The sequence below is a fragment of the Humiphilus diazotrophicus genome (assembly GCF_059726315.1).
Genome location: NZ_AP040869.1, coordinates 259,796 through 279,737, shown reverse-complemented (window position 1 = coordinate 279,737; position 19,942 = coordinate 259,796). Strand labels below are relative to the sequence as shown.

The window sequence follows — 19,942 nt, the reverse complement described above, 5'->3', positions numbered from 1 at the left end:
TGCTATTGATGGATGGCAAACGGATGTTTCTTTATAGGGGGAAATGAAATTGTCGTCGAGAAGAGCATTCCTTGGACAGCTGATGTCCGTTCCGTTGATTTCCTGCTGCATGGGTTCGATGCGGCTCTTCGCGCTTCCCGGAATGGATGGCCGAGCCGCTCTGCTCGGAGAAGGAGAGTCGCAGTTCAAGCATCCTCATGTAATTCGCTATGACGCGCAATGTTTCACTATTCACGATCGGGACACTTTCATCTACAGTGCTGCCTTTCACTACTGCAGGACACCGAAGGAGCTTTGGCGTGATCGGATGCTGAAGTTGAAGCTGGCCGGCTTCAATACGATTGAGACATACGTCTTCTGGAACTACCACGAGCCTCTCGAGGGTCAGGCGGACATGACCGAACTGGAGGCGTTCATCGAACTCGCGAAGGAACTGGGATTGTGGATGATTCTTCGCATCGGCCCATATGTCTGCGCTGAATGGGATGCGGGTGGCTTTCCGCACTGGATCATCGCCAAGCAGTTTCCGCTACGAAGCGACCACCCGGAGAGCATCAAGACATCGCAGTATTGGTATGACCGCGTGCTTCCTGTAGTGCGCAAGAACATGATTACGGCGGACGGGCCGGTGATCATGGTGCAAATTGAAAACGAGTACGACTACTGGAAGATAGCGGACCAGAAGAAGATGAACTACATGACGGCTCTGGCGCAGATGGTCTGGAATGCGGGCATCGACATTCCGATCATCACGAACTGGGTCAGCCAAGCGCGACAGAATACAAACCCGGTCATGGCGCGGATTATGGATACCGCCGACTTCTACCCTCGATGGAATGTCCAGAAGGAGATTGTGCCGGCGCTTGCGAAGTTGAGAAAAGAGGAGCCCGGATCGCCGATCGGCATTGTGGAATTGCAGGGTGGTTGGTTTAGCCAGTACGGCGGCAAACTCTCTGAAGAGCAGGAGGGCGTGAATGCTGCTCAGTTGAACCTGCTTACCAAGAGTACGATCGAATGCGGCGCAACGTTCCTTAACTTCTACATGGGGCATGGCGGCACGAATTTTGAATGGGCGGCGCGCAAGGTGACGACCACCTATGACTACGCTGCGCCCATTCGCGAGCCGGGAGGGTTGTGGGACAAGTATTATGCAGCTCGCAGAATCGGGCGTTTTCTCGATCAGTTCGGACCGATGATGGTTCGAGCCAGAGAGGCGGAGAGCACTACTTCGACCAATCCAGATGTCTCAGTCAGTCTGCGCAAAAAAGGCAAGAGCGGACTATTGTTCGTGCGTGAGAATGCAAATGCCGACCAGCAATATCAGGTGACGTTTCCTGATCCTGGCGGTGATGGCCGCAAGCAGATTACGATTCCGCGCGAGGGGAAACTCTCGATCCGTGGGCGCGGCATGAAGATGCTTCTGCTGCAGATCGCCATCTCCGGTGCTCAACTTCGCTACTCCACTGCGGAGATTCTCAGCTATGGCAGCATCGGCGAGAGGGACTACCTGATTGTTTACGGGGATCCGGGCGAATTGGCTGAGATTGCGCTCGCGGCAGAAACGAAGCCACATCTGCAGGGAGCCGTAAATTATCAGCATTTCGATGCGGAGACCAGGACTGCGAGCTTCGGATTCTATATCGAATCGTCTTCGCAGATGTTTCTGTGGAACGGCAAACTGCAGATCGTGGCCCTGCCACGGGACCTGGCGGAGCGGACATGGACTGCGGAACTCCCGTCCCATGCAAGCGCACCGCCGATTTACGCTCCTGTGATCACGGATTGCGCCTTAATGACGGCAAGCGTTGCCACTGCAACCAGTTCGGTGATCACCCTTGACTATGCTGCCGGCGAGCATGAACTGTGCACCCTGTTGCCTGCCGAGCCTCAACGATGCCTGGTAGACGGAAAGCCCGTGAGTTTCCAGTACGATGCGCGCTGGCGGAGCGCTCGTGTGAACATCAGCACGCCACAACTACCATACCAGTCGGTTTCTTTGACGGAAGGCGAATTCCTGATAGAGAGGTTTGATCCCTCTCTCGGCAACTGGTCAAATACTCCTCCGATTGCTCTCGAAAAACTCGGCAGGCTCCCTTATGGCTACGTGAAATATCGCGCGACGTTCGAGTATCGCGGCGAACAGAAACTATTTCTCGAAACTCATACAGAGGATCCCAAACATGTTTTCCTGAACGGAGAACATGTCTCAGAGCTTTCAACCGCAAAGAAGTTCGTGTCGTGCGCGTTGGAGGGACGGGCAAAGCAGGGACAGAACCTACTTGAGATATCCTATGAGGCTTTCGGCAGCGAAAACGGGAACGACGAGATGTCGGAACTGAAGGGAATCAGTGCCATTCGCATCGGCAACGAGACGAAATCGAGCGTCATCGATGCCGTCGCGATCCAGAGATTTTCCTCTACCATGAAGGACGACGGAAGGGATCTGGCCGGGGCGCCGGGAGAGTGGAAGAAGGGAAGGGGCGGCGACTCTACAGGAGCCGACGATCTTGTGCCCGCATTTACGTGGTTTCGCGCGGCGTTCCCTTTATCCTCCAGCCCGGAGCGCTTTACTCCCTGGAAGATCAGGATTAATGCGGACCGCGACGCATTAGTCTACGTGAATGGAAGATTCATTGGATACTATCAGACAGTCGGCCCGCAGTCAGAGTTTTATCTACCCGAGCCGTATCTCTACTTGGACGGAAGTCGACCGAACATCGTGGCCGTGATGCTGGCATATACCGATGGTCTGCGGAATCTCAAACAGCTTGTGGTATCACTTTACCTGGAATTCGCAACACGCAAGACGCAGGTCGAGTTCCATTGGGGGACGCGCGATGGCGCCTTTGTGAAGACTCACGCGGCTCAAGGATGACAACGTGCCCACAACCTGCTGAGACGGAGAGTCAAGCTGACGACGCGTCCAGAAGTTTGTGCGTAAAACTGCTTTGTAGAGAATTGCCGCAATCGCCGGCCTTCATCTCGAAGGCCGATTGGCTGCCATCGGTTTGGAAACCGGGAGAGGTTTGTTGCATTGTTCGCATTACTTAGGAAGATGAAGCCCGTTCTGTGTCGAGAATATTTGCAAGCTTGTTTGCTCTTGCTCGGCATGGCCGCATATGGCAATGCGCAGGTGGAGTATGTTGATCCAACCATCGGAAACGTAGGAATCCTGCTGGCGCCGACACGGCCGACTGTCTACTTGCCGAACAGCATGGTGAGAATGTATCCGCTGCGCAAGGACGCTTTCGACGACCGCATCGAAGCATTTCCTCTTACGATCAGCTCTCATCGAAGCAGTGAGTTGTTCGGCATTATGCCCGGCGACGGAACACCCGCTCCGTATGACCAGGAAGTTACCACGCCGTATTATTATTCCACGCGATTCAGTGAGTCGGGTGTCCGCGCCGAGTTCACTGCGACCGAAAGATGTGGCTACTTCCGTTTCACCTTTTCCCAAGGCAAGGCATCGTTAGAGCTTGCGAACCGCATCGCCGGAGAAATGCGCCTGCACGACGGCAACATTGTGGAAGGCGAAGAGCAGTTCAATAACATGAATGCTTATGTCTATGGCATCTTCAATAAGCCAGTTGCTGTTACGACCAAACGCAGTGACGGGAAGCAGCAGCTTCTTATCTCGGCCAACAGCGGCGCCCTTGAATTTCGCTATGGGATTTCATTCATAAGCACAGAGCAAGCGAAGAGCAATCTCCTGCATGAGATGCCGTCACCGGATTTTGAAAAGGTCAAGTCTGAAGGCAAGGCTCGTTGGAACAGCACGCTTGGTCGTATCACCGTGGAAGGCGGGACCGAGGCGCAGCGCCGCGTCTTTTACACCGCGCTCTATCGTAGTTCAGAACGCATGATCAACATTACAGAAGACGGTCGCTACTACAGCGGTTTCGATCATCGCGTACATAGTGATTCCCGGCCCTTCTACGTGGACAACTGGCTCTGGGATACTTTTCGGGCACTTGAACCTTTGCAGACGCTCCTTAACCCTGACATGGAAGCGGATAAGTTGCAGTCCTATGTGCGTATGTATCAGCAGGGCGGCATCATACCTACATTTACCACTGCTTCCGGTCCTATGGCCTGCATGAACAGCGATGATTCCGCTCCCTGGTTCGCCGATGCATGGTTCAAGGGTGTGCGAAACTTTGACTTAGCGACGGCCTACGAAGGTCTTAGAAAGCGCTCTCTCGATAGTACGCTTCTGCCTTGGCGCCTGGGTGCGCAGACGCCTCTGGACGTTTTCTACGCCAAGCACGGCTACATGCCCGCCCTCCGACCCGGTGAGAAAGAGATGTATGCCGAGGTTCATCCCTTTGAGAAACGACAGCCTGTGCCTGTGACTCTGGGCAACAGCTTCGATGATTGGTCAATTGCGCAACTCGCTCGCGCTCTGAATAAGTCGGACGATGAGAAGCTGTTTCTATCGCGCTCCCTAAACTACAAGAATCTCTTTCGAACGGACAAAGGGTTGATGTGGCCAAAGGACGCCGCCGGCCAATGGATCGAACCAATGGACCCGAAATTTGATGGCGGCATGGGTGGACGAGAGTACTACGACGAAAACAACGGCTACACCTATACGTGGGATGTAGGTCACGATTATGCCGGACTGATTGAAATGATGGGAGGGGTACAACGGGCGCAGGCCAATCTTGATCAGTTGTTTCGCGAAGAGTTGGATAGGTCAAAGTATCAGTTCCAAGCGAAGTTCCCAGACTCCACTTCGATGATCGGGCAGTTTTCCATGGGCAACGAGCCTAGCTTTGCCATCCCTTATATTTACAATCGCCTTGGCGCTCCATGGAAAGCGCAGGCACGCGTTCGAATGCTGTTGGAATCGTTCTTTACTGATACGCTTCAAGGAATCCCCGGCGACGAAGATGGCGGCGGCATGAGCGCATTTGTCGTTCTCTCCATGATGGGTGTTTATCCGGTGACTCCGACGATACCGGTCTACGACATAGCTAGCCCAGTCTTCACGAAGACTACCGTTCATCTGAGCAACGGCAAAGACTTTGTAATCATTGCGCATAATTCCTCTCGCGCGAACAAGTATGTCGAGAAGATTGTGCTGAACGGAAAGGAACTCGATCGGATATGGTTCCGTCACTCAGATATAGCCCAGGGCGGTGAGTTGGAACTAACAATGGGAGATGTTCCCAACAGAACGCTTGGCGCGAATCCACAGTCCTTTCCGCCAGACTCTATCGGCATTCATCCTGAAGATTATCGATAGAGCGGAGTACTAGCAGCGACCGCACGGATGAAGTGAAATGAGCGACCTAAAAAGCGAATCATTGAAGGACCTGAAGGTACGAGGTTTTTTGAGAGCCACTCTCGTTTGTTCTGCATTTGTCTTGGCAACCCTTTCCCTGCACTCCGCGCCACCGTCCGGTGATCGAAAAACCGGAGTCGCGGTTGCAGTATTGTCCACGCCGTGGACCGCAGAAGCCGAATCAGCTGCGGTGCCTCTTCCGGAATATCCCCGGCCCCAGATGACGCGTGCAGATTGGCTCAATTTGAACGGGGAATGGGATTACTTGGGTGGAGCCTCGTCCGTGAGTCCCACCGAGACACTGCTGAAGCCATCCGTGTTCCCAGTCAGTCCCGAGCACATCAAAGTGCCGTTTCCTCCCGAAGCATATCTTTCGGGAATCATGCGAAACCAGGAAACCAACATGTGGTATCGGCGGAGTTTTGCTATCCCGGATTCGTGGAAAAGGAAACGGGTATTGTTACACTTCGGTGCGGTGGGCTATCAGTCGGCGATATTTATAAACGGACATCTGGTAGGAAAGCACGAAGGCAGGTGGGAGGCTTTCGAATTCGACATTACGGATTTGCTTCACCCTGGACGGAACGAACTGGTCGTTGCGGCAAAAGACGAGCATGATGGCCGGTATTCCTGCGGCAAGAACTGTGTCACCCACGGAGACTATACGTTTGCATCGGGGATCTGGCAAACCGTCTGGCTGGAACCCGTATCCCCCACTCATATTCAAAGCCTCGTAGTCACCCCCGACCTGACCCGTTCAATGGTCAAAGTGCGAGCCGCAGCAAACGGCAACGCGTATCAGATTAAGGTTTTCGTGATCGCCGGGGGGAAAGTCCTCAGCCAAGTTTCCGGCAGCAGCAAAAGTCAGTTGGAGATACCAGTGCCCAATCCGCGTCCATGGTCGCCGAGTAATCCGTTTCTCTACGATTTGGAGGTTCAGCTCACGGATCAGCAAGGCAAGGTATTGGACAATGTGAAGAGTTATTTTGGAATGCGGTCCGTCAGCCTGGGAATGGTCGATGGCAAACTGCGGCCCTTGCTCAATGGAAAGTTTATTTTCCCAATGGGGCCCTTGGATCAGGGCTACTGGCCCGATGGGATCTACACGGCGCCGACGGATGAGGCACTTAAGTTTGATTTGGAAACCGTCAAACGTCTTGGCTTTAACCTCGTGCGTAAGCATGCCAAGGTGGAACCGCAGCGCTGGTATTATTGGGCGGATAGACTTGGCTTACTGGTATGGCAAGACATGCCGTCCCTGTGGTATCCGGACGACCAGCCCGAGCGCACTCGAAAGCAATTTGAGCAAGAGTGGCAGACAATTATCCAGCAGCATCATAACTCGCCCGCGATTACCACTTGGGTGCCCTTTAACGAGAACTGGGGCGCCTATGATGTCGCCCGCATCGCTGCGTGGACCAAGGTGCTGGATCCAACCCGATTGGTCGACGGTAACTCGGGTTACAACAACGCCCCCAGTTACCGTAAGTCTCCAGGCGATCCAGGCAACGGCGATTTTGACGACATGCATATTTACGTTGGTCCTGGTAATCCCCCGCAGCCCAGCGCCACTCGCGCCGCCGCACTCGGTGAATACGGCGGTCTCGGCTCATTGGTGTCCGGACATATGTGGCCAGGGAAGCCCCACGCTTATGAGATGCAACCCACACCGGATGCCCTGACGAAACGCTTTGAGCAAGTCCAATCTGAGTTGCGTCCATTAGTCGAGAGCAAAGGTCTTGGCGCGGCTGTTTATACGCAAATCACGGACGTCGAAGAAGAAGTCAACGGCTTCATGACCTATGACCGGAAAGTTGAAAAAATGGATTTCCAACGCGTGCATGGCGCCAATGAAGCGGTATTCAAAGCGTCAGAAAGATTGAACTCGCTCCACTAGTTTTAGTTTTGAGAGGAACGGGCATAGGCCCACTCGCGCAACATGGTTTGGATGAAACTTTAGCTTTGCCGTTGGTTCGAGGCGTATAGGGGCGAGTGATCGAATCCGTGCCAGACGCTTAAAAGAGCCACTTCCTTGGCGATTTGCCAGCCGTTACGGCGTAACCGACGCAGCTGAACAACCCTTTCCACTAAAGGAGAGGGGGTCTGTCGCGGGCAGTGTCGAGGCCTGGAACTACGATCCCTCAATCCTCTTGCGCCTTCTTGCTGATGGCGATCTACCCACTTGCCAGCCGTCTTAGCACTCACCCGAAACATTGCCGCCATCGCTTTGCGCGTGTGGCCAAGATTTAGAGCATTTTTCGAATTAGTGTAGACTGAGCATGGCGAAACTCAGCGACAAGCAAAGCAATGGCGAAAGCCTACGAAGATGATCTGCGACGTAAGTTCCTAGCAGCCTATGATGATGGGAATGGGACGCTGGAGGAATTGGCAGAGCTATTTGGAGTAAGTGTAGGTTGGGCGAAGAAGGTTTCCAGCCAGCGGAAGCATAGTGGTCAAGCCGAGCGAGTTGTTCATCGTCCCGGGAGAAAACCACACGTCGGAGCCAAAGAGCAAAAGCAGGTAATAGCGTGGGTGGAAGCGGAGCCGGATTTAACGTTGGCTGAAGTGCAAGCAAAGTTGCACAATGAAGCAAGCGTGGAACTGAGCTTGGGGCGGATTTGGTTTCTACTTCGGAAACTGGGTTTACGGCTGAAAAAAAGTCGCTCTATGCCAGTGAACGCGATACCGAAGCGAACCGCCAGCGACGCCAAGAATTTGTCGCCAAGATCCAGGCGACAAGTCCGGAACGGCTGATCTTCCTTGACGAGAGTGGTGTGACAACTTCGATGACGAGGCGTTATGCCCGTTGCCTCGGAGGCACTCGTATACACGAATCTACTCCTGGAGGACAATGGAAAATCATGACCATCCTGGGAGCAATGAGTTTTCGTGGCATGGTAGCAACGATGACCATCGAAGCCGCTACCGATGCGGAGATATTCCTAGCCTATGTCGAACACATACTCTGTCCGGCACTGACAGCTGGCGATGTGGTGGTAATGGACAACTTGAGTTCCCATAAGGTCAACGGCGTACGGAGGCTGATCGAGGCCGCTGGAGCAGAATTGCTATACCTGCCGCCTTACTCGCCCGATCTGAATCCGATCGAAAAGGCTTGGGCTAAGCTCAAACAACTGCTTCGGGCTGCCAAAGCTAGAACCAGAGAATCCCTTGAGCAAGCTATAGCCGACGCTCTCAAGCTTATTTCCCCTGATAATGCTCAGGCTTGGTTCCGTCTCTGTATAAATGGTCTACACTAATTCGAAAAATGCTCTAGAACCATTTTGGCCAACTGCTCTCGACTGTGAACTGTTAATCGGGCATTCTGGTGGTAGTCCATTCGATCTCCTAGGTTTGGTCACCTTTAGCTTCTCTGATCTGGATCGAATGGACAATCTGTTGAAACTTCACATTTAGAGGAATGAGTCAGGACCGTTGGGTGCCCAGAAATCTGAAAAATCCTTGCGGAAGCACTTGATATGATGGTTTCCTAAACAAAAAGGTGAAGGCCCGGTATTTTCTTGGATCAGGACTCGAAATCAACCACCGCAGGCGCCCAGGGTTTCGACGAGCAGGACCCCCGTTGGAAACTCATGCTGGAGATTCTCGCCTCTCGAACATTTTCGAAATCTGTCCGCCTTTCCGATTTTCTGCGCTATATCTGTCAGCGCACCCTGGAAGGGCGATCGCAAGAGGTAAATGAACAGCAGATTGGCATACACGTTTTCAGCCGAGCTCCCTCCTATAACGCCAATGACGACAGTATCGTGCGAACTCAGGCTCGTTTGCTCCGACTGAAACTGGAAGAATACTTCCAGAATGAGCGGCCCGAGGCGCCTCTGGTTCTACTGATCCCTAAAGGCGGATATGTTCCAATCTTCGAGTCAAGAGCAACTGAGAAGGTGGCACCAAAGACATCTGTCTCTCCTCCCCTTTCACCTGCACCTTCTTCAGAATTAGCCCTACCACCTGCTACACACAAACAGTACGGCTCCATATGGTTATGGACAGCTCTTGTGCTCGTCCTTGTTGTCGTAGCGATCGATATTGCCGTGCGAACGGCATCTCCGGGCACTTCGTCCGCAGAGTTCGCGCATCTGCTATGGTCCAGAATATTCAACAAGAACCAAGTCACGGTTATCGTTCCATCGGATGACGCATTGGTTCTCTTTCAGGAGTCCACCAAAACACGCGTATCTTTGGATAGTTATTTAAGTGGCAGCTACATGGAGAAGCTTCCGAGATCTTCCGGAGCCGTACCTCTCACAGCAAACTGGTTGAACGCCCATCAATACACCAGCATGGCGGATCTCAATATCGCTACCGAACTTCTGCGCTTGCCAGAGGCGCTGCACGGTCAGACAGAAATTCGCTATGCGCGCGATCTACGAATAGATGACCTGAAGAACAAGAACGCCATCCTAATTGGCGGCATTGGCGCAAACCCTTGGGTGGAGCTCTTTGAAAACCAGCTGAACTTCGATGTGAACTATGACTGGAAGTCCGGAGAAGGATATGTCATCAATAAATCTCCTCGACAGGGCGAAGAAAAATTCTATCGAGAGATCGGTGCCGATGGAAGACGCCACAATTACGGAGTTCTGGCCTTCCTTCCCGGAATTGAAGGACAAAGGGACATTTTACTTCTTCAGGGGAGTGGAATGGCGGGAACCGAGTCGGCCGCAGAGTATTCTTTGAACGAAAAGCCCCTGGAAGCTTTCTTAAAGAAAATCGGCGCAAGCAAAGGAAAGTTGCCTCATTTTGAAATCCTCCTGGAGACTACAAGCATTGGAGGCAATGCTCCCCAGTCTCAAATCGTTACCTACCGTCTCTTGACTCCATAAAAGCAAAGAACCACCTCGTGGAAACATGTGGTGCTAATACCGAAATGTCTAACCCCAAATGTTGCTATCTTTTCGCCAGGGTTTGAAACCACCACCTAACGCAATCTGCATTTGTGAGAATCTCAATGACCTCTGGAAAATCTAAATTCCAGATTTCATAGAATTAATTTGCGTAGTCCCTGTCCAAGAGCTCATTTTCAATTCCACTTTTCCCGCCCTCTCAGAATCATTTCACCCAGGCTCTACATATGAGACACCTCAGTGAAACGAGAACGCCAGAACCGACCAATCTGCCCAAAATTGAAAGAATCCCAGACAGCACCTTCTTTTAACCCCTTCTTTGACGGTTCATCTTGGCCAAATAGACCGTGAAAGTGCTTGCGTATTCAAATCTGAGTCTGAATACTCCGTTCCTAAATTCAAACAAATCGGATATCTGGATGTGGACAAGACGCAAATTCATCGGGGCATCGTGTAGCGGAATCGGTATTGCTCTCACCGAACGCTTGAGGGCTGCTACTCCCGCCCTGAAACCTTCTTTGGGACTGAATCAGCAGGCATTCGCTACAAACCAAGCTGTGGCCTCCTCCTCGGCGGTACTTGCCCGTCTCTTGGGAGAACGCGCACAAGAGTTTCATTTGGAATTAATTCCGAAGGAGGAGAACCGCGACGTCTATGAAATTGCTGCCTCGCAAGGGCAGGTCACAATCAAGGGCAGCAGTGGCGTTGCCCTCTTGCGAGGTGCCTACCGATATCTGAGAGAAAGCTGTAACGCCATTGTTAGCTGGAGCGGTCGGCGTCTGGATTTGCCTTCCAAATTACCGGACTTCCCAAATCAGCGGGTTGTCTGCCCTTACCAGTTTGTGCAGTACCTCAATCCCTGCACCTTCGGTTACACCATGGCGTTCTGGAATTGGGAGCGCTGGGAGCAGGAGCTGGATTGGATGGCTTTGCACGGCATCACCATGCCTCTAGCCATGGAAGGACAGGAGACCATCTGGCAGAGGCTCTGGCTTTCGATCGGCCTCTCCCAGGCAGAGGTTGACCAGTTTTCGACCGGTCCTGCGCAACTTCCCTGGCACCGGATGGGCAATATCAACAACTTTGACGGCCCTTTACCGCAAAGCTGGCTAGAACAGCGAACGGATCTTCAAAAAAAGATTCTGACGCGCATGCGTGAACTTGGCATGACGCCTATCGTCCCCGGCTTCTCAGGTTTCGTGCCCCAAGGGTTCAAGCGGCTGCATCCGGACGCCAAAACCTTCACTCTGTTATGGCTTCCGCAAGAGTTCCATACAATTCCCCGCAATACAAAGACCTTCATTCTCCATCCAGGCGAGCAGGCTCTTTACAAAGAATTGGGGAAGAGGTTCATCGAGACATACAAAGCAGAGTATGGCGAAGTCGAATATTATCTTGCCGACACTTTCAATGAACTGACTGTTCCTGTCCGCCCCGATCACCGCTACGAAGATCTGGAGCTCTTCGGCCGCACAGTATACGAAGGTATCCGAGCAGGTGATCCGAATGGCAAGTGGGTCATGCAGGGATGGATGTTCGCCTTCGATCCGCAATTTTGGGACAACGCTTCTGTGCAGGCTCTACTGCGAGGCGTTCCCAATGACCGCATGCTCATTCTCGATTATGCGAATGACCGGATTCCCTCCGAAAAAGAAAAGAACGTCCAAAACCAATGGAAGGCACACAACTCCTTCTTCGGCAAGCAGTGGATTAACGGAATGGCCCATACCTTTGGAGGAAACAACAACGTCAAAGGGAACTTATCCCTAATAGCCACCCAACCTGTGGAGGTACTTAACAGCCCCGCGAAAGGCAATCTTGTCGGATGGGCCATCTGCCCTGAGGGCATAGAGAACAATGAAATCGTCTATGAGCTGCTGACCGATATGGGATGGTCGAGGCAGGCCATCGATCTTCCAGAATGGATCGCCAGCTACTGCCTTTCGCGATACGGAGCTTATCCTCCGGCGATGAAGAAAGCCTGGGAACTGTTACTCCAAAGCGCCTATAGCAAACATATCTGGATGACAAAACAAGCCTGGCAGACAGAACCGAATCTTGAACCTACAGCTGTTGGTGTCGATTCCGGTCCCGAGTTTCAACAGGCAGTCAAACTCTTCCTCTCTTGCGCGGACCAATTGGGCACCGCACAGCTCTATCGGAACGATGCCATTGAATTCGTTGTGCAGGCAGCGGGAGGTCATGTAGACCGCCAACTTGCACTCGCAGGCAAAGCCCACAAGGAAAAGAACGCAGAGGAGCGCGACCGGAGAGCGGATGAAGCCGTCAAGATGCTTCTCCGTATGGATGGATTGCTGCATCTGCGGCAAGACAGAAGGCTGGAGAAGTGGACGACAGAGGCTCGCAGATGGGCGCGTACTCAGGATGAAGCTGCGTATTACGACGAGAATGCGCGCCGCCTGATCACCGTCTGGGGATGGCCCGAGCTTTCCGATTACGCCAATCGCGCATGGTCCGGTCTTACCCGCGATTACTACGCAGGAAGATGGTCAGCCTATTTTCAGGCATTGAAGGAAGATAAGCCATTTTCCCTAGATATATGGCAACAGACATGGCTTTCCGCGCCCTATCGGCCAAGTGTAGCTATTTCTGTTCCAGATCTTTTCAAAGAAGCGAATTCCATGCTGGAGACCTGCAAGAGCTGGAGTTGAGGTCTCCCGGGCCATTTGTACTGATTGTACAAGGAGTTATATGTCGGTGACGGTCACAACCACAGAACGAACTATCTCAAAGCCTCCTTCCCTGCGTCTGCTCTCTCTTGACGTTGTGCGCGGACTTACCGTCGCCTTCATGATCCTGGTCAACAATAACGGGCAGAATGAGATGGCATATCGGGCAATGAACCACTCTGCATGGAATGGCTTTACGCCCACCGACCTGGTCTTCCCCACCTTTTTGCTGATTATGGGTGCCTCAATGGTGCTCTCCTATGAGGCGCGCCTGAGTAAAGGAACCAGCAGACTGTCACTACTGCCACATATCCTGCGTCGTTTTGCCATTCTGGTGTTTCTCGGTCTTGTTGTGAATGGTTTCCCCTTTTTCCATTTAGGAACCTTGCGCATTTACGGAGTACTGCAACGTATCGCCTTGTGCTATCTGATCGGAAGTATCGTCCATCTTTGCGATCGGGGAATAGCAAGCAAAATCAGCTTACTCGTCGTATCGTTGCTAGGCTACTGGATATGCATGCGCTGGATTCCTGTTCCTGGCTACGGCATGCCCGGAACGAGTTTTCCTGTGCTGGACAAAGATATCAACCTAGTTGCCTATCTCGACAGGCTTATCTTTCCCGGGCGGCTCTTTGAAGGTACCCGAGATCCTGAAGGTTTGTTGAGCACACTACCATCGGTGGGCTCTACGTTGATGGGAATGATCGCGGGTCTATGGCTGCGCTCTGCGCGCAAGGAGCAGACCAAGGCCCTGGGGCTTGTGCTTGCCGGAGCCATATCGCTGGCAGCTGGTAGCCTTTGGGACTCGTCCTTCCCTATTAATAAAAAATTGTGGACCAGCTCATATGTTCTTTATGCCGCAGGATGGGGATTGCTGATTTTGGCGGCCTGTTACTTCATCGTGGAAATCAAAGGCTGGAAAAGTAAATGGGCATACATCTGGCTTGTCTTCGGCACCAATGCGATTACTGCCTATGTTTTCTCCGAACTGTTGTCTTCAGCCGTAGCAGTTTTTCATGTTAACGCGCAACAGAGCATTCAACAGTATCTCTACGCAAAGGTCTTTGTCTTTCTTCTCTCACCAGCCTTTGGATCGCTTCTGTATTCACTTTGCTTTCTGATCGTTTGTTCGGTCCCGGTAGTACTTCTTTATCGAAAAAAGATCTTCATCAAGATCTAAGAACAAAGAGAGATAACCAAAAGACCAAGAGGCTACTGAAATTTGGAGTAAGTGATGCAAAAGATAGAACTCAACCGGCGAAATTTTCTCAAATCGACAGGAACATGTGTTGCCGGAGCACTGCTGACACAGAATGTCTTAAAACAAGCTTTTGCCTATGAACAACAAAGCACTGCCGGACGAATCCTCTTCCCGTTGAATCAAGATTGGCTTTACCACAATACCTTTTCTTCGGAAGCGACGCAGAGCAATTTCGACGATTCCTCCTTTCAACAGGTTACTCTGCCTCATAACACGGTCGAAGTTCCCTGGCACAACATGGACCAAGAGAGCTATCAGTTCATCTCCATCTATCGCAGACATTTCGTGCTTCCTGGGGAAGTGAAAAACTATCACCTCTTCCTCGATTTCGAAGGGGTCATGGCTGCCACAACTGTTTGGCTAAATGGCATAGAGATTGGCGCATACAAAGGCGGATACACTCCTTTCTCCTTCGAACTGACGCCACATCTCAACCCGTCTGGAGAGAATATTCTTGCGGTTCGAGTCGATGCGCGTGAACCTTCCGATACTCCTCCATTTGGCTATCAATTGGATTATCTGACCTATGGTGGCATCTATCGCGAGGTCTCGTTACGGGCGGTTGCTCCTGTTCATATCGAAAATATCTGTGCACGCCCCGTCAACGTTCTCAGCACTGCACCCGGAGTAGACATAGACATCTATCTCAATGCTTTAACAACTTCTCCCCATCCGCTGGAGATAGAAGTATTGCTGAAAGATGGTGAGCAGATTCTTGCCAGACAGAAAAAGAAGATCGGCTCCCCAGCTCTATCAGCCGAGCCTCAAAAACATACGATAGAGCTCCGCAAGTTTGGAGCTATAACGCTCTGGGACCTACACACACCCAAGCTGTACATGGTGGAAGTTAAGCTGCTCAACGAATCGCATGTCGAAGACGAAGACGTTCGCAGAATAGGATTTCGTTCCGCGCGATTTACCGATCACGGATTTGAATTAAACGGCAAAGTCATTAAACTGCGCGGACTTAATCGTCATCAGACTTTCCCTTATGCGGGGTCAGCCATGCCCGCTCGTATTCAGCGGAAAGATGCGGAGATCCTAAAGAAAGAACTAAAGTGCAACGTCGTGCGTTGCTCGCACTATCCGCAATCCAGGCACTTTCTCGATGCCTGCGACGATCTGGGCTTGATGGTGATTGATGAAGTTCCGGGGTGGCAGCATGTCGGCGACCAGGAGTGGCAGGAGAGAGCCGTGGACAATTTAGCTCGAATGATACATCGCGATTGGAATCACCCCTCCATCATCTTGTGGAGCGAGCGCATCAATGAATCAAGAGACTTCCACGACTTCTATATGCGTACAAATACACTGGCACACAGTCTCGATCCTACCCGACAGACAACCGGTGTGCGTTACTTCCAGGAATCGGAATTTCTTGAAGACGTCTTTTCTATGAATGATTTCGGTTTCCCACTCAAGAAGCCGAACCACCCTTTGTATCTCAACACGGAATTCGTCGGTGCGGAATACCCGGTAAGACCTTGGGATGATAACGCCAAGTTTCAGGAACACATTCTCCGTTTCGCAAAAATCTATGACCAATTAGGAAGCGATTCCCAGTATTCAGGTGGGCTGGGATGGTGCGCATTTGACTATCAGACTCACTCCGACTTCGGAGCTGGAGATCACATTTGTTATCACGGGGTAATGGACATCTTCCGCCTACCGAAACCAACGGCAGGATTTTATCGTTCCCAATGCTCCCCCGAAGAAGAACCTGTGCTTGAACCAGGTTTTCATTTCGCAGAGAACGACCAGCCCGGAGGCTTGGAACACGCGGTTATCTGCTCCAACTGCGAACGTTTAAAGTGCTACACCAAACGCGAGGGAAGGTGGCACCCAATTGTCGAACTGGAGCCTGCAAAGAAGGATTTCCCACATCTGGACTATCCTCCCTTCTTCCTGACTCTTCCAAATGGAAACGACGATTGGGGAGACCTGCGTATCGATGGTTACGTCCAAGGGAAATGTGTCATATCCAAATCCTACTCCGGGAAAGGAATCGACCAGACGTTTTCCGTTGCTGCAGATGATCACGAGATGATTGCGGATGGTGCCGATATGACCAGAGTTGTCTTTCGAGTGACAGATGAGTATGGAGCTGTTCGTCCGCTCTGCAACGATCCAATCTCCCTCACGATAGAAGGCCCTGCAACCCTCGTTGGAACGAATCTTTTCAGCCTGGCTGGAGGAGTCAGCGCAGTTTGGATTCGGGCAAAACAGGAATCCGGAGTTGTGCGCGTGAGTGCTACACATTCACGATTCGGCACAAAATCCGTAGAGATCAAGATGAAAGCTTGTCCCAAAAAACAGATTTAGTGACTATCTGTAACGGAATCTCTTTCGCAGAGACAATCTGCTGAAGAGGTTAAACATCAACAATAAAAGGAAAGGATGTATGTTCCTTTATGAGGATCATATCTAGAGCCACAGTCCTTACCGTGGTGGTGTCCTTATATTTTGCGCTGTTAGCTAATGCCCAAAATACAGCGGCAAAGTTGAATGGCACTGTCACCGATTCTTCAGGAGCCGTCATTCCCAATGTGCATGTTTCTATAAAAAACGTTGGGACGAATCTGACGCAAACAGTCGATACCAATGAGACAGGATACTATTCCATCTCTCCGTTACCTCCGGGCGCGTACTCACTTACGGCAGAAGCCGGCGGCTTTGCCAAACGGATACAGACCGGTATAGTTCTCACCATCGGTCAAAACGCAACGCTGGACATCACGCTCCAGCCGGGGAGCACCGATTCGACCGTAACAGTAAATGGCGGAGCGGAGATCATTAACACGACTACCGCAGAGATCAGCCAGGTTATGACCGAGGATGCAATCAAGGAGCTACCGTTGAATGGGCGAGATCCCTCCAGCCTGGTATTCCTGTCCTCGGGAGTTACCAACGAGCTACAGTCTCAGGCTGCTACACTCCCCACATCCAACTCCTTTCCTACCGAATCAGGAGCCTCTGCCGGTAGCGGACGGCAGGGCAGCACATGGTATCTCCTGGATGGTGTAGCCAACATGGATACATATTCGTTGCTCGCGGCTCCGTTTCCGAATGCCGATGCGACCCAGGAATTTCGCGTTATCTCCAATAACTTCGATGCCCGCTATGGATTCGCACCGAACGCAGTCGTGAGCATCCAAACCAAGTCCGGCACAAACCAGTTTCACGGCGGGGCCTTTGAATTTCTTCGCAACAGTGCTTTTAACGCCGGAAACTACTTCACCAAGTATGTTGATCCGTTAAGAAGAAATCAGTTTGGAGGTTATCTAGGCGGCCCTGTTTTCAAGGATAAGCTCTTCATTTTCGGCAATTACCAGGGAACCCGCGCATCTTTAACCTCCGCTTCGAATACTACCTATACACCAACATCCGCCATGTTGAACGGAGACTTTAGTGCTGTGCCAACGACGCTGACAGGTCCGTTTGCAACCGTCAATGGCAAGGCAAATCAGGTCAGCACCTCGCTGTTTAGTTCCGCGGCCCTAAAGATCGCCAAGTCTCTTCCGCTTGGGCAGGAGGCTTCAACCGGTAAGGCGAACTATGTCAATCCGGCGCAGAAGTACAACTACGATGAAGGAACTGCCCGTCTCGATTACGTTATTAATACCAATCAGAGAGTCTTTGTTCGCAATTTCATCTATAACTACGACCAGCCGGGAGCCATCATACCTGGAGATATTCTTGCCGGCGTTCGCGGCCAGAAAGGTATTTATCTCAATGAAGTTGTGAATCATACCTGGACGATAAGCCCGACTCTACTGAACAGTGTTACCCTCTCCTTTGCATCGATGGACTACAGCACGGGTACAGTTTTGCGCGACTCGAGCGGAAATGCTATTTGTCTCTCAAAATTCATCAATGTAAATGATCCAGCTGGTGCCTGCTATATCAGCGGGCTCTCCGCATTTAATGGCAATAGCTTGTATGGAGGCGGATCGGGATTCTCCGCTTTCGTCGGCAACCCGAATGACACGCGGAGAAGAGACTGGTGGTTTACGGATACACTGACCAAGGTCCTGGGAAAGAACTCTATTGTTGTTGGAACAGACCTTCTGCATCGATATGCTTATGAGAACTACGGTGGAAGCGTCAATCCGAATATCAGCTTCAATGGTCAATACACAGGCTCGGCGTTAGCCGACTTTCTCCTTGGAAAGGTCTACAGCCTTTCGCAAGGAGCCGGAGAAGCTGGAAGCACGCACGGCTGGATGGTTGGGTTATACGCGCAAGATCAATACAAACTCAGCCCCAAGGTCACTTTGACCGCCGGTCTGCGCTGGGACCCCAATTTCCCGTTGACGGTTGTAAATGGACGTGGAGCAGCCTTTGTTCCCGGACAGCAGAGCACGCGCTATCCGAATGCCCCGCTGGGGCTGGTCTTCCCTGGCGACAAAGGGATCGATGCGGGATTGATGCCGACAACCTATGGCTATTTCGAGCCTCGTATCGGTATCGCATGGCAGGTTAATTCCAAAACAGCTGTTCGAGCAGGTTTTGGAATGTTTACCACACCGCTCGAAGATGCCTTTTACAATAAGGTTTGGGATGCGGCGCCATTCTCTCCTACCTTCGGCTTGAATGGAACCGAGACGACTCCAATCGCGTTTGACAATCCCTGGAGCGGATTGACATCGACGGGAGGGACAAGTCCGCTCCCTCCATTCTCCTCTCCATCTTATGTACCTTCATCCAGCACCACTTTTATTACACCGATCTCCCTTCCCGCAGTTTTTGCCAAGAACTTCAGACTCGGTATAGCACAAAGTTGGAATGTGTCAGTTGAACAGCAATTGACCGAATCCATTGCATTTCATCTCGCCTACGTAGGCAATCAGGCTTACCATCAGGCAACAACAGTAGAGCAAAACCCGGGTATCTTTTCTAATGGCGGCAGTCGGACAACATATCCCAATTTCAGCTCAATCATCCAAGTACAGGATGGAGGAACAGCGAACTATCACTCGCTGCAAACCGGTGTGGAGAAGCGCTTCTCCCATGGCTTCCAGATACAATCCAACTTTACCTGGTCCAAATCCACGGATGTTGGAGGATCGGGCGATCCTTCATGGGAATCCAGTGTCAGCAATCCTTACGACATCAAGCATGACAAAGGCCCGTCCAGCCTGAACTATCCTATTGTCTGGGTAACAAACTTCCTATATCGGGCTCCATTGCTGAGCCAGCAAAATGTCCTGGTAAAAAACATTCTTGGAGGATGGGAACTGAGCGGTCTCTACACCGGCCAGTCAGGACCGCCCTTCACGATGAATGGAGGAAATGGCAACAATAACTCGCTGAGCAATGTTGGCCAGGACCGCGCAGATTTTGTCCCCGGACAAACTATACAGCTGCGCAAGGGCGGAAAGAGCCACTGGCTTAACGAATACTTCAACACGAATGCATTTACTCAAAATGCTGCCGGGACCTACGGGAACACTCCAAAGTTTTTCCTTCAGGAAGCTCCTATCAATACGATGGATTTTGCCATGATGAAAAACTGGAGCTATCTTGAACGCTATAAGCTTCAATTCCGTTGGGAGATGTTCAATGCTCTTAACCATCCAAGCTTCGGCCAACCGAATTCGAACCCGGGCGACTCGAATTTCGGGCAAATTACCAGCATTGGCAACATTCCCCCACGTGTAATGCAGGCAGGACTTAAATTTACCTTCTGAGAAATAACGATGGTCAAGTCCTGGCACGCGAGAATCACGCGTACCAGGGCTTGACGATAAATCGGGCCTTGACACAAAGTCCAGAGTCTCAGGATGCTAAACTCACACGTTTCCGGAAATGCAATGCACTAACTCCATGCTCTAGC

The 19,942-nt window shown here is 51.6% G+C and carries 9 protein-coding genes and 1 pseudogene; 9 read left to right on the top strand and 1 reads right to left on the bottom strand.

All coding sequences use genetic code 11. The features are described 5' to 3' along the window. Positions 1 to 49 precede the first annotated feature (49 nt). From AC6I7T_RS00930 to AC6I7T_RS00920, 3 genes are all read left to right on the top strand, one after another. Positions 50 to 2,875, top strand: coding sequence for a beta-galactosidase (locus AC6I7T_RS00930; RefSeq protein WP_497787874.1), 2,826 nt, complete (start codon positions 50 to 52; stop codon positions 2,873 to 2,875). A gap of 207 nt (positions 2,876 to 3,082) precedes the next feature. Next, positions 3,083 to 5,251 (top strand): GH92 family glycosyl hydrolase, encoded by a 2,169-nt coding sequence (locus AC6I7T_RS00925; protein WP_497788324.1) that lies wholly within the window; start codon positions 3,083 to 3,085, stop codon positions 5,249 to 5,251. Between the two features lie 37 nt (positions 5,252 to 5,288). After that, positions 5,289 to 7,187: a glycoside hydrolase family 2 protein gene (locus tag AC6I7T_RS00920; RefSeq protein WP_497788323.1), complete on the top strand. Its 1,899-nt coding sequence runs from the start codon at positions 5,289 to 5,291 to the stop codon at positions 7,185 to 7,187. 59 nt (positions 7,188 to 7,246) lie between these two features. Here AC6I7T_RS00920 and AC6I7T_RS00915 read toward each other — a convergent pair. Continuing rightward, positions 7,247 to 7,519: pseudogene (locus AC6I7T_RS00915) on the bottom strand (helix-turn-helix domain-containing protein); the annotation flags it as partial. A gap of 389 nt (positions 7,520 to 7,908) precedes the next feature. Here AC6I7T_RS00915 and AC6I7T_RS00910 point away from each other — a divergent pair. The 6 genes from AC6I7T_RS00910 to AC6I7T_RS00885 all read left to right on the top strand — a co-directional run bounded on the left by AC6I7T_RS00910 (position 7,909) and on the right by AC6I7T_RS00885 (position 19,796). Beyond that, a complete protein-coding gene (locus AC6I7T_RS00910) occupies positions 7,909 to 8,550 on the top strand; it encodes an IS630 family transposase (RefSeq protein ID WP_497788322.1) in 642 nt (213 codons plus the stop codon). A 261-nt stretch (positions 8,551 to 8,811) separates the two neighbouring features. Beyond that, positions 8,812 to 10,134: a hypothetical protein gene (locus AC6I7T_RS00905; protein ID WP_497788321.1), complete on the top strand. Its 1,323-nt coding sequence runs from the start codon at positions 8,812 to 8,814 to the stop codon at positions 10,132 to 10,134. Positions 10,135 to 10,574: 440 nt separating this feature from the next. After that, on the top strand, positions 10,575 to 12,827 hold the full coding sequence (locus AC6I7T_RS00900) for an alpha-N-acetylglucosaminidase (RefSeq protein WP_497788320.1): 2,253 nt from the start codon (positions 10,575 to 10,577) through the stop codon (positions 12,825 to 12,827). Between the two features lie 40 nt (positions 12,828 to 12,867). Continuing rightward, positions 12,868 to 14,025 (top strand): acyltransferase family protein, encoded by a 1,158-nt coding sequence (locus tag AC6I7T_RS00895; RefSeq protein ID WP_497788319.1) that lies wholly within the window; start codon positions 12,868 to 12,870, stop codon positions 14,023 to 14,025. Between the two features lie 54 nt (positions 14,026 to 14,079). Then, positions 14,080 to 16,428 carry a glycoside hydrolase family 2 protein gene (locus AC6I7T_RS00890; RefSeq protein ID WP_497788318.1) on the top strand — a complete coding sequence of 783 codons (2,349 nt, stop codon included), beginning with the start codon at positions 14,080 to 14,082 and terminating at the stop codon, positions 16,426 to 16,428. A gap of 89 nt (positions 16,429 to 16,517) precedes the next feature. Continuing rightward, positions 16,518 to 19,796, top strand: coding sequence for an outer membrane beta-barrel protein (locus tag AC6I7T_RS00885; RefSeq protein WP_497788317.1), 3,279 nt, complete (start codon positions 16,518 to 16,520; stop codon positions 19,794 to 19,796). Positions 19,797 to 19,942: the final 146 nt, after the last annotated feature.

Bases quoted from the DNA above. Each gene is read 5' to 3' on its own strand.
- AC6I7T_RS00920 (WP_497788323.1), top strand. From the start codon at position 5,289: ATGAGCGACCTAAAAAGCGAATCATTGAAGGACCTGAAGGTACGAGGT.
- AC6I7T_RS00900 (WP_497788320.1), top strand. From the start codon at position 10,575: ATGTGGACAAGACGCAAATTCATCGGGGCATCGTGTAGCGGAATCGGT.
- AC6I7T_RS00895 (WP_497788319.1), top strand. From the start codon at position 12,868: ATGTCGGTGACGGTCACAACCACAGAACGAACTATCTCAAAGCCTCCT.
- AC6I7T_RS00890 (WP_497788318.1), top strand. From the start codon at position 14,080: ATGCAAAAGATAGAACTCAACCGGCGAAATTTTCTCAAATCGACAGGA.
- AC6I7T_RS00885 (WP_497788317.1), top strand. From the start codon at position 16,518: ATGAGGATCATATCTAGAGCCACAGTCCTTACCGTGGTGGTGTCCTTA.